Source organism: Litoribacillus peritrichatus, assembly GCF_039537985.1.
Lineage (GTDB): Bacteria > Pseudomonadota > Gammaproteobacteria > Pseudomonadales > Litoribrevibacteraceae > Litoribacillus > Litoribacillus peritrichatus.
This window is the reverse complement of the sequence record NZ_BAABBN010000007.1, coordinates 203,745-216,058: the sequence shown is the minus strand read 5'-3', so window position 1 is coordinate 216,058 and position 12,314 is coordinate 203,745. Positions and strand designations below refer to the sequence as shown.

Annotated in this window: 10 protein-coding genes; 2 read left to right on the top strand and 8 right to left on the bottom strand. The window is 47.4% G+C overall.

The genetic code is table 11. The features are described from left to right. Positions 1 to 31: 31 nt before the first annotated feature. Positions 32 to 556, bottom strand: coding sequence for a response regulator (locus ABD744_RS10695; protein WP_344798333.1), 525 nt, complete (start codon positions 554 to 556; stop codon positions 32 to 34). 1,070 nt (positions 557 to 1,626) lie between these two features. Here ABD744_RS10695 and ABD744_RS10690 point away from each other — a divergent pair. Continuing rightward, a complete protein-coding gene (locus tag ABD744_RS10690; protein ID WP_344798331.1) occupies positions 1,627 to 1,809 on the top strand; it encodes a type II toxin-antitoxin system HicA family toxin in 183 nt (60 codons plus the stop codon). 64 nt (positions 1,810 to 1,873) lie between these two features. Next, positions 1,874 to 2,281 carry a type II toxin-antitoxin system HicB family antitoxin gene (locus tag ABD744_RS10685; protein ID WP_344798329.1) on the top strand — a complete coding sequence of 136 codons (408 nt, stop codon included), beginning with the start codon at positions 1,874 to 1,876 and terminating at the stop codon, positions 2,279 to 2,281. A 127-nt stretch (positions 2,282 to 2,408) separates the two neighbouring features. Here ABD744_RS10685 and ABD744_RS10680 read toward each other — a convergent pair whose 3' ends face one another. From ABD744_RS10680 to ABD744_RS10650, 7 genes are all read right to left on the bottom strand, one after another. Then, positions 2,409 to 2,912 carry a hypothetical protein gene (locus tag ABD744_RS10680; RefSeq protein ID WP_344798327.1) on the bottom strand — a complete coding sequence of 168 codons (504 nt, stop codon included), beginning with the start codon at positions 2,910 to 2,912 and terminating at the stop codon, positions 2,409 to 2,411. Between the two features lie 91 nt (positions 2,913 to 3,003). After that, positions 3,004 to 3,663 (bottom strand): tyrosine-type recombinase/integrase, encoded by a 660-nt coding sequence (locus ABD744_RS10675; protein WP_344798325.1) that lies wholly within the window; start codon positions 3,661 to 3,663, stop codon positions 3,004 to 3,006. 966 nt (positions 3,664 to 4,629) lie between these two features. After that, on the bottom strand, positions 4,630 to 5,631 hold the full coding sequence (locus tag ABD744_RS10670; RefSeq protein WP_344798323.1) for a glutathione S-transferase family protein: 1,002 nt from the start codon (positions 5,629 to 5,631) through the stop codon (positions 4,630 to 4,632). A gap of 197 nt (positions 5,632 to 5,828) precedes the next feature. Continuing rightward, positions 5,829 to 6,293: a DoxX family protein gene (locus ABD744_RS10665; RefSeq protein ID WP_344798321.1), complete on the bottom strand. Its 465-nt coding sequence runs from the start codon at positions 6,291 to 6,293 to the stop codon at positions 5,829 to 5,831. 96 nt (positions 6,294 to 6,389) lie between these two features. Continuing rightward, a complete protein-coding gene (locus tag ABD744_RS10660; RefSeq protein ID WP_344798319.1) occupies positions 6,390 to 9,575 on the bottom strand; it encodes an efflux RND transporter permease subunit in 3,186 nt (1,061 codons plus the stop codon). Continuing rightward, positions 9,572 to 10,831, bottom strand: coding sequence for an efflux RND transporter periplasmic adaptor subunit (locus ABD744_RS10655; RefSeq protein ID WP_344798317.1), 1,260 nt, complete (start codon positions 10,829 to 10,831; stop codon positions 9,572 to 9,574). The genes ABD744_RS10660 and ABD744_RS10655 overlap by 4 nt, the downstream gene beginning before the upstream one ends. Continuing rightward, on the bottom strand, positions 10,821 to 12,227 hold the full coding sequence (locus ABD744_RS10650; RefSeq protein WP_344798315.1) for an efflux transporter outer membrane subunit: 1,407 nt from the start codon (positions 12,225 to 12,227) through the stop codon (positions 10,821 to 10,823). The genes ABD744_RS10655 and ABD744_RS10650 overlap by 11 nt, the downstream gene beginning before the upstream one ends. Between the last annotated feature and the right edge of the window lie 87 nt (positions 12,228 to 12,314).

Genomic DNA, 12,314 nt, shown 5'->3' with positions numbered 1-12,314 from the left:
TCTATATAAAAAAAGCTTTAAATCATAACCATCACTCTTCCAGAATAATTTCGCCATTAGGCCCCCAATTCACTTTGGTAAGGCCGGGACTGGAGGCTTCCAGCCGTTCCAGTTCTTTGCGTTGTAAGTCAATCGAGGCTTGTTGTTGTCTCACCTGATCGGCCAGCATTCGGTTGGTTAACACCATATCCCGGTGCACTAACGCTTGTTTCATGGTGGTAATCAGGTCGTAGTCGTCCCAGGGTTTATCTATGAACCGGAAAATTTCAGCTTCGTTGATCGCGCCTAATAATCCACCAAGATCGGCTTGGCCGCTTAAAATGAGACGGGCGGAGTCGGGTTGGAATTTTTTAACTTCGGTCAGGAACTCCACACCGTTCATGCCAGGCATTCGATAGTCGGATAATATCAAATCAAAAGGCGTGGTTTGGATGCGTTTCAAAGCGTCGTCAGGTCGGCTGTACGTTTCAAATTCCCATTCGCCATTGCGCTTTAAAATACGACCCAGCGCCCTGAGAATTTGCTCCTCATCATCAACGATCATAATCCTGTACATAAAACGTCCTCTTCCACCCGACTCAACGCTTCGCCTTTTACCATTCAAAAGACTCATCTATCGAACTCTAGTTTGCCTGTTGAAATTCGTCCAATTTGAGAGCTGTTCAATCGGTGGATAGAACGTTCTGGGAATTGTACGTAATGTACCCACTGGTTGTTTCTATGCAGTGGCGACTCCCGTCACAAAGCGGCTATTCGAATACTTGAAAGAAAGGTCTGCTTCTATGCCATAGCTGTCATTAGGGTTACTTGAGGAATGTTTCTGCTTTGGCTGTCATAGCAACCCTATGTATTTAGCAAAAAGGGAAATTAAGTACCGAACAGAAAAAAACCTGATTAAGTCTGTACTCACTGAAGCCAATCTAGGCAAGTCACAATTATTTAAGGCCTATCCAAAGGGTGGCTTTCATCAATCCAATGATTATCAATATTAAACGACTGCTCATCCATTATTTGCCTCACAATAATTCCTTTAAAGATAACCATAGATACTAGCACACTCAACAGAAGTAAAATTCCGTTTCCGAGGAAGTTTTTAACTGGAAATTATTGGCATTGATCGACTCCAAACCCGTTCAAATTACCTGACTTACATTGACTACTTGACGGTTGAGACTGCTCCGTAGGTTCGGTAGTGCGGCTTGATTTGATTTTCTTCGTCTGCTTACTGGACGGCGCAAGCTTTCCAGTGAGCCCAATTACATCGCCGCTGTCGACATCGGTAGGAACTATACGAAGAGGTAGAGGTTTCTCCCCTGCTGGCCTAGTAACTGCGAGTGTCGGATTCGACATGGCCCACAATAACAACCAGATCGACAACCGCCACCCAACTCCCTTGCCTTGAATCATCATAATACGTTCCTCCTTCAAAATAATTGATGACGAACTAAGAATAGCATTCCCTTCCAAGGAAGTTTTGCGAGGGGCCAAGAGTTCACTCCTCCTTTCCGTGGAACTTTTCCAGCCAATTAATCTCTAATAAATAGAGTTATTGGAGTTATTATTTCTTGCGTGACAGAGTTATTGGGGTTATTATGCATTCAAGATAAACCACATAGGAAGCCAAATTTGACGTCAAGAGAAATGATTGCCTTGATTGAAGCTGACGGCTGGTACCTAGTTCGAACGAAAGGCAGCCACCATCACTTCAAGCACCCAACCAAAAAAGGGTTGGTCACGGTTCCCCATCCTAAGAAGAAATTTCCAATTGGGACATGGAACAACATGCTAAAACAGGCGGGGCTGAAATAGCCCCTTAACTCTTGACAAACCAAAACAGAGACACAGGTAAACAGTACTAGGAGAGCGAAGAGAGATGAAATACACCGTTGCGATTGAAGTAGGCGACGAAGATACCGCGTATGGTGTCACCGTCCCCGATATACCTGGGTGTTTTTCAGCGGGCGACAGCTTTGAAGAAGCCCTTGAAAACGCCAAGGAGGCTATCAACGGACACTTGGAGATTTTGGCGGAAGATGGAGAATTACCTCCAAAAGCCAGTGCCCCAAATCAATTAATTAATGGAAAAGAGTATGCTGGTTATATCTGGGCCGTGGTTGAGATTGATATAGAACCATTCTTAGGCAAATCCCAGAAAGTAAATGTAACCCTACCAAATCTAACCTTACATCAAATAGATGAAGTCGTGAGCAAGAACCCGGCGTATAAAAGCCGGTCTCACTTTCTACAGGTCGCATCCATGCACGAATTGCAGTGCGCCTAACCCGATCAAAAGCCAGCAACTATGCTGGCTTTTGCATATCTAAAAAACGCATCCACCCTTTCCGTGGAAGTTTTGCAGGCATAAAAAGCCCCGAATTAACGGGGCTTCTCACTAACAACTGAATCAACTATGCGTTAATTTTTATTTCTATACATGAAGGATCAATATCTAACGTTTTAGCAAGCCCTTCTTTTGCTTCAGAGATTGTCAAAGGGAGAACTTCAGACTCTAACTTGATGTCAACCTCTGGAAACTCCTTCCACTCAAGCCCTGAAAATTCCACTTTGTGTTCATTTTGAAAACTGGTTACATCTGTGTAAGCAACCGGGTTCCTGTTACCTGTCCAAGCATCTGGAATATTAATTTCAGCATACTCACTAAACTGAATAACCAGACGACTACCGGTAGGTGATCCCGCAATATTTGAAATCTTACCGACAAGGAAAGCAGCTCCTTGTTTTATGTCCGTATTACTAGGAAAGTGCTCTCTCAATGTATTGCTCTTAGTAGCTATGACATATGAGCACTTCTCTAATCTTTTTTTATTTGCAGACCAATATCCTGACCCCCCCTCATTAATCATTGTCTCCAGAGGCTTGCTAGTAAATACCATAACAACATTATCGTTCATAAATTTATCCATCTTCCAGATTTTGTTACAGATAAATTAGAACCATAAAGCAATAGTGTCAACTATAATGTTATATATAAACTTATATTTATTAAAAAGCATTCGCAACAATAGCACTAAGGTTAACCGGATCGGTCGTTAATAATTTAGTCGTTGTCTTTAGGCTCCTATTACCAAGTAAGTGATGTATGTGAGCCACGTCATACCCCAACCTTTTCAAATTCACTGCAAAGGTACGACGCCCCGACAATTTACTCGGATTCTCCACGCCAGAACGGCGCATAAGTTGTTTTAAGTGACGATCTAAGGCATCTGGCGAATATGTAGCTTTACCCGCTGGCGTCACCTTAGAAACAATGGAATATCCGTCGCCCTTATTTGTAAAAAATAAAGGTTCTTCAGGGTTCAACGAAAGATAGTAATCAGGATGGGAGCCAAGACCGATTTTCTGTTTAACCCGAAAACCTAAGTAACTCTGTATTAATTCTTTAAGGCGCTTACTGGATAGATATATCTTTCGATCCAACCCGTTAAAAGACTGACTACCGCGAATAACAAAAGATTTCACAAGCCGCCCCGATTTTTCTAGAACGTCGCCTAATTGAATCCGGTTTATTTCTAATGTCGTGCACGGTGTACCTAGAAAAAAACCAAGCAAACACAAATCACGTTCAGGCTGTTCGCTTTGATCTTCGGATACTTTGAATAGCCAATCTCGTTGGTTCTTTTCGAGCACGGGAGGCAATGGCATGTCTGTATAACTCCAAATAAAGGAACAATAACGACAGCATAGACAGGATTTAAGAGAAAACTAAGGATGAGAAACAAACAAAAAGAGACTTCCACGGAAAGCAGCAAAGACGAGGGTTCAGGGATTTTCGGCCGATTTGGTGAACTTGGTTTGTCTACTAAGTAAACCACCAAGGAAGCCCAAACCATGTTTTACTTATATCGTGCTATTAATCGTCGTCGCCGGAATTCAGTGCCTCGACCGCCTTCCAGACCCCCTCGTTTGGGCTGTAGCCCTGGTAGTTATTTGGTTTTGGCTGTCAGAGCAGACATTTGAACGCTGCAATGATGGGAAACAGCGCTTTTAGCGGTCCAGCCCGAAGGGCGAGCATTGACAATGCTTGTTAAGCATTCTCTCGGTACGCTTTAAATTCATCGAGATAGACCCAAAAGAACTCCCATGCTTTTTCCCAGCTACCCTTTTAAAACTCTATAGCTCTAATTGGACTGCAAGACATAGACCAACCAAAACGATTGCTAAGATAATCACCAAATTCCTTAAAAAAGGATATATCGCTTTCGATATTATGGGCATCTACTGCAAGCACATCTAATATAGTTTTTTCTGATATAAACTGCCCAAGAAGCTTAATAGTTTAATGGAGGGAACCTACCAGTCTGCCCATTACTTTATCTACTTTTTCTAAAATTTGTCTCAGACCAAATGTACCAAGGCTTTTCACGATTTCCTATGGAATTCCTCATTGAATAAATCAGAACTTTCCTTAAAACCTAAGCTAATGACTCACGTTGAAAACAGAGAACACAACAATGTCCGCTTTCGATTTGATAGAAGACGCAGATAGGAGCAGAGATCTTTTATGATGTTTATATGACCACTTGCGAAGGAAGTGGCCAAGATAAGTAACAATGACCCCATAAGTTGGCCATAACGGACAACTTATAAGTTCAAAAAAAGCGAAAGATCCTATGCAGCCTGACCCTTTTTGAAGCGAGTCGCCCTGTCGTGCGGCGCATCGAAATCCAGCTCTGGCCCCACAGGGACAATACCGGTTGGGTTAATCGTGCGATGGCTGAAGAAATAGTGACGCTTGATATGTTCCATGTTTACCGTTTCTTTCACGCCTTCTACTTGATATAACTCACGCAGATAATTCGAAATGTTCGGATAATCCATCAACCGCTGTTTATTGGTTTTGAAATGGCTGTAATACACCGCATCAAAACGGATCAAGGTAGTGAATAAACGCCAATCGGCTTCAGTAAGTTGATCCCCTGCCAGATAGCGTTGCGAATCCAGCACTGACTCCACCCAATCGAGCGCATCAAACAACTCAACGTAAGCCTCTTCGTAGGCCGCTTTTGAGGTCGCAAAACCGGAACGATAAACCCCGTTATTAATGGCGTGATACACCCGCTCATTGACCCGATCAATTTCCGGGCGCTGCGCTTCCGGGTAAAAATCGAGCGTATTTCCAGTCAGATCATTGAATGCTGAATTGAACATCCGAATGATCTCTGAAGATTCATTGCTGACAATGGTTTCCGTTTTTTTGTCCCATAGGACCGGCACGGTCACCCGGCCGGTGTAATCCGGTTTGGCTTTGGTGTACACCTGATGATGAAATTCAAAACCGTAGAGCGGTTCGTTCGGTTGGTTATCAGGAAAAGATTTAAACTCCCATCCGTTTTCCAGCATGTCCGGATTAACCGCCGTAACAGAGATATAATCTTCCAAGCCTTTTAATGCGCGGAAAATTAAGGTTCTGTGCGCCCAAGGACAAGCCAAAGACACATACAAATGGTAACGCCCTTTTTCCGCTTTAAAGCCGGCTTCGCCTGTTGGTCCTGCACTGCCATCCGCCGTTAGCCAACTATGAAACTTACTCTCTTCACGGACAAACTTTCCGTTGGATGATTTAGTGTCATACCACTGATCAACCCACTTACCTTCCACTAATAATCCCATGATCCAGCTCCTTTAATAAAGTGAGACTTTTGCACGAAAGCTACAACGACTAATAACAGCGTTAAAAATCTCCTCAAAATACTCATTTACGACCAGTAATACCCAAAGGGGCACACTGACTCCGCTTTTTCGTTAATTTTTGCCTTGTTCTAAATCGCTTCACTGTCCGTGCAAAGGTCTCAAAGTGATTGATCGTCTTAGGCAGACGCTTTCAGACGAGAAGAAATGAAGTTATCCACAGACAGGCTGCCTGCGCCGGCAAACACAATAGACACAGCAGCGGCTAGTAATGCCAAGCCAAATTCATAACCGTTGTTACTCAGAAACAAACCGTTTTCAAGGTGTACCGTGACAATGGCCACCACCATAGTAAACGCAGCGACCAAGGCGGCGGGCCTTGCCAACAACCCGATGATCAGCGCCAGTCCGCCGAAAAACTCAGCCGACCCGGCCAAGAAAGCCATCAGCAACCCAGGCTCCAGCCCAATTGACGCCATCCATTGACCCGTACCTTCCAGCCCGTAGCCGCCGAATGCACCAAACAGCTTTTGAGCGCCGTGGGCTAATAAGATGATTCCCACTGGCAAACGCAACGATAATGCTGCGATGCCTGCGTCGGAAGATAGAAGTTTCGTGATGTTTGTTTTTGAAATGATCGCCATGATGTCTCTCCGAATCGTGTGCTTGATTGCTTAAGAGACATACTAGCCATCGAATAAACTAATTAAAAACAGATAAATTAGACAAAAATAATCTACTTAATCGATATTTATCCCTTCCGGCGTTCGTTCCTCAGCCACTCTCGCCTGAGCGGCTTGTGGCTCTTCACGGCGCAACACGCTTGTACGAAAGACATCCTTGATGTCCTCCAGTATCAAGTAGTGGCAAGGAATCAATATCAAGGTAATGAAGGTTGCGAATAACACCCCAAACCCGAGCGAAATGGCCATCGGAATTAAGAATTGCGCCTGGGTACTGGTTTCAAACAGTAAAGGTAATAGACCTAAGAAGGTGGTCAAAGAGGTTAAGATCACAGGCCGGAAACGGGCCGCACCGGATTCACGCACGGCTGCCGAGATGGAGATGCCTTCGGTCTTCACTTTGCGATTCACAAAGTCCACCAGCACCAGGCTGTCATTCACCACGATCCCGACTAAGGCCATCATCCCCATGATACTCATGATCGATAAATCCACCCCCATCAACCAGTGGCCAAACACTGCGCCGACCAACGAAAACGGAATCACCGACATCACAATAAAGGGCTGACTGTACGACCCAAACGGAATCGCCAGCAACGCGTAAATAGCGAACAATACCATCGCCCCGCCCCACACAATGGTACTGAGTGAATCACGCTGCTCCGCCGCTTCACCCTCCAGGGTCACCCCGACAGAAGGGAACTGAGATCTCAGGTCTGTTAGGTATTTTGATAAATCTTCGGTCAGCAACGTCATATTCACGCTGGTTTTATCGATGTCCGCAATCACGTTCACCGAACGCTGTTGATCCACGTGATAGATTGCCGCAGGTGAACGGCCCCACTTCACCGAAGCGATGTCACCAAACCGGGCCTGAGCACCGGATTCCGTGGTGATCAACAACTCTTCCAAGTCCGCCAATGAAGCCCGCTCGCCCTGTGGATAACGCACCATAATACGTATGTCATCACGACGACGCTGAATCCGTTGCGCCTCATTACCATAAAAAGCTTCACGTACCTGCCGGGTCACTTGCTGTAAGTTAAAGCCCAATAACTCGGCTTCAGGCCGCAAAGTAATTTGCAACTCCTGCTTGCCGTCCGAGAGGTTATCGCTGATATCAAACACGCCATCGTAAGTGGCCAGTTTTTCTTTAATTTTATCGGCCACCACAGACAAGGCCTCAATGTCCTGGCTGATTAACTGCACATCAATAGGGTCACCCGGCCGACCAATTTCAGCCCGAAAGTTAAGCTGATCAATCCCAATCACCGGGCCAATGGCTTCACGCCATTCCCGAACCAAAGTGGCACTGTCAATGCTCAGCGTTCGGTTCTCAGGCGGGGTGATTTCAAATCGAACCGCACCGACGTTGCTTTGACCTGAACCACCGCCACGAGAAACGCCTTCCGTCGCCAGAATATTCTCAATGATGCTTTTGCCCGACTCAGGATCAATGTACTTTTCCTGAAGCGTCACCGCCGCCTGTTCAATGCGCTGCACCACTAACTGCGTTTCCAATAATGGCGTGCCTTCCTGCATGGTCAGGCTGGCCTTGGCCGTTTCGCTCTGAATACGGGGGAAAAACACAAAACGGGTCCAGCCCTCAGAGATCAAAGTAATGGTCACAAAGAACACACACACGAAACTGAACCAGGTCAAATATCGTCGGTTCAGCGCCTTATTGACGATAGGACGATAAATGTTATCCACAAATTTGGTCATGCCATCGGCGAAAAACTGCTGAAAACGCACCGTCTTCGGTGGCTGACCACCGTAATCTTTAAGCTGTTTGATGTGCTTCAAATGCGCCGGCAAAATCAATTTACTTTCCAACAAAGAAAACAACAGCACAGGAATGACGACAAACGCCACCTGCTCAAACAAAACGCTTAACCGACCATCAATAAACAAGAACGGCATAAACGCCACTACGGTGGTCAAAATGCCGAAAATCACAGGCACCGCCACTTCTTTCGTGCCGTTAATGGCCGCCGTCAGTCCATCCGGGTCCCGGGTGTAATGGCTATAGATATTTTCTCCGGTCACAATGGCATCGTCCACCACCAGCCCCAACACCAGGATGAACCCAAACAGGCTCAGAATATTAATGGTGACACCGAACACCGGCATCAACGCCATCGCTCCCATGAAGGTCACAGGAATGCCAATCACCACCCAGAAAGCAATAACAGGTCGCAGAAACAACGCCAACAAAATAGACACCAACAACGCGCCTTGCCATGCGTTGGTTAACAGCGTATTGACCCTCGCCTTGACGATGGTTGAATCGTCGTCCCACACTCCCATTTCGATATTGGGCGGATAGCGATAACGATTATCCTCAATGTACTGATGCACCACTTCTGACACACCGATCGCGCTTTCATCGCCCACCCGATACACATTCACCACCGCCGCCAACTTACCATTAAATCGGGTAAAGATAGGATCTTCTTCGAAGCCATCATCAATGGTCGCTATATCATCGAGCCTGAGCTCCGCCCCGTCTTCAAACCGTTTCACCACGATATTGGCGAACTGACCGTAATAATACGCCTGAGCTTTGGCCCTCAATAAAATCTCGCCGGAAGGGCTGCGAATCCGACCCGCCGATAAATCCAGCGACTGGCCTTGAATGGCATTCGACACATCACTGATGGTCAGCCCATATTCACGCAGTTTGTCTTCTGAGACCTCAATACCAATTTCATAAGGGCGAATGCCTTGCAGGTCGGTTTGAGTCAAACCCGGCAACCGCAAAAGTTCATCACGCACTTGTCGCGCCAGTTGGTTTAATTCCTTTTCATCCAAATCGCCGGACACCACCAGACTGAGCACTTCCCGTTTTATCAGAGGGCGCTCAACAATCGGCCGCTCCGCCTCCACGGGCAAGGTAGATAAGGCATCCACCCGGGATTTAATGTCATTCAATAACTTTTGAGGGTCTTCTCCCGCGCGAACTTCAGCGGTGACGACCACAGACCCTTCAGTAGAGCGGGAAGTTAATCGATCAATTTCAGGGAGATCGGCAATGGCTTCTTCAATCTGATTGGCAATGCCGGTTTCGATGTCTTCCGGCGTGGCGGCCGGATAACTGACCGACACATTCACCGTTTCCAACTCAAACGAAGGAAACACTTCCACCGGTATTACACGTACCAACGAATACATACCAGCAATGACGATTGCCACCAGCAATAAGTTCGCAGCCACATGATTTCGGGCAAACCAGGCGATCATAACGCCACCTTCTGAGCATCACTGGTTCGCACTTCCGTCACGGCTTCATTCTGGTCAACAGAACCATCCTCGCCATCTCGATCTTGGTCGCTTGGGATCACCTCGACTTTGGTGCCGGTAATCACATTGCCTAACGGCGTAATGTTAATTTCATCACCAGAGATCACCCCGTCCCGAACCACAACCACCTGCTGATCTCGCCACACCACATCCACCGCCTGCTTATCCAGACGCTGCTCAACCACCTTCCAAACGTAACTGCCATCGATTAAGGCCTGACGCGGTAAGATGATCACATCCGACAACACTTTGCCCTGAATGCTGGCCGTCACATAGTCGCCGGGCAGCAGCGGCCATTGGCTGATGCTTCCCACATCCGGCAACACTTCTGCGATCAATTGAATCTGTCGGCTTTGGTCGTCCACCGTACCGCTGTAACGAACGATTCTGGCAGACCATACCGTTCCTGGTTGGCCATGCTCGGAAGACAGAGCCACATTACGAGCTCCTGAACTTTGATCCTGCAACGCCGCCCAATCCAACATAGAACGCCAGCTGGCAGAAATGGGTAAGCTCACCTCCAATACGTTGCCAGCCAGCTCCGCCACACTGTTTCCGGGACTGAGGTAATGGCCAAGATCCGCAGATTGTTCGAGCACAAAACCATCGAACGGCGCCCGAATCTGAGTACGCTCCAGATTCAGTTTCGCTTTATCCAGCTGTGCCTGAGCAGATTCCAGTTCCGCTTCAGCGGCAGCCAACTGGGGTTTACGCAGAACCAGATCCGGCGGTTCAGACGCGTTTTGCAGCGTGCCTGCCAACCGTTTCCAGTCTCGCAATGCCTGGTTGGATTTTGCCTGCTCTTCTTCTTGGGCCAGTTTCGCCTGATTCAGATTGGCTTGAGCCAGCTTCACTTCCGCCTGATAATCCCTTGGGTCAATGGTAAGTAACCAATCACCTTCTTTAAATCGCGCGCCCTTTCGAAAATGCTCAGACACCGCCACCACAGTACCGGACACCTCCGCCGCTAAGGTTGATTCAATTTTAGGGCGAATCAAACCACGGCTGGGAAACAAGGTTTGGTAATCTCGGAGTTCCGTCACCACGGTCTCAACTTGCAACGCCGGTTCCGGTAATTGGGCACGTCTTTTAACTTCCGGTTTGAAGTTCTTCAAGCCGTAGATAATCATGGCCGTTAACGACAACACAAGCACAGGCAGAATGATTTTTTGTAGATTTGTGGACTTACTGACCATCGGATGAACGCTCCTTAAATTCGCCGCCCAGCGCTTGATGTAACTGAATTCGATTCTGAAAATACAGCACTTCTAACTGCATTTTTCGGCTGGTCCGATCAAACGCCGTTCGCTGCGCCTGTAACCAGGTATTGAGGTTTTCCAGCCCCGCTAAATAGCTCTCAAACGCCTGCTGTTCGGCTTGTTTAGACACCAACACGGTCTCGCTTGCGGCACCCAGTTGCAAAGCAATCAGGCGATCACTATCAATGGCTTGTTCGACCTCCGAAAACGCCGTTAATGCGGTTTGGCGATAATCGGCAATGGCCGCTTCCAGTAAATACTGTTGCCGTTGCTCTTCCGCTGCCAGCTTACCGGCATTAAACACAGGGGCAGTAATGCCACCTAAGGCATTCCAAATCAGCTCATCACCGCGCAATACGTCAGACAAGCTGTTACTGGTCGCGCCAACACTTGCGGTTAGAGTGAAACGGGGTAGTCGGTTACCACCCGCAACCAACACTTCGGATTGCTGACTCATCACCTCCGCATACGCCGCCTGAACATCCGGCCTGCGTTCCAACAATGAAGAACTCAAACCGTCGGCCAATTTGGGCATGCTCGCAGGCAGCTGATCCGGAATATCATCCATCAACGACGGATACCGGCCCAACAATAAAGACACTTGTCGCAGCGCCTGATTCAGCGTTTGTTTTTTTTCCAACGTCTCTGTTTGACCGTTCATTAACTCGGCTCTGGCCGAGTACACATCCAACGCCTCGCGAATACCGGTACTGAAACCGTCCTCAATCACCGCCAGACTTTCTTTTAAACTCTTCTCGCGGGCCTCCGCCAACGCAAACTGGCGCTTGGCTTCTATCGCGTTCAACCAATCAATGGCCACTTGTGACGCCAAAGACATCTTGGCCCAATAGTAGGATTGCTGCTGTTGCTGTGCCGTCATCAAGGCAGCTTGTTCCGCATCGGACAAACGCCCCCAGATGTCCAACTCCCAGCTTAAATCCAAGCCTAAATTATATTGATTGGTGATCTCGCCAAAACTGGAACGTGACCGACCCCCCTCCAGCGAACCGGTCACTTCTGGCAACAATTCCCCGGTCGCAATTTTTGCCTGCGCTCTGGCGGCTTGCCAACGGGCCGCCGTGGCTTTTAAATCCTGGCTGTTGGCCAACGCCTCAGCAATTAACCCGTCCAACTGGTGGGATTGAATAATGTCGTGCCAAACCGTCACCACCGCCTCTGAATCCGACCTCTGCCACTGGGCCGGCACTTGAGTATCCGATAACGCATTAAAAGACGAGTGTTCTGACACCGTCTGACCCAAGGTTGAACAGCCAGACAAAAGTATGACCGCCAACACACCGACCAACGACTGTATTTTTTTATTTGATTGCATATGCCCTAAGAATTTCAAAACGAAAAGTAAAATTATTATGGAGAGTATGGAAACACAGCCCACCCAGATAGTGTAGAGCCTTTACAG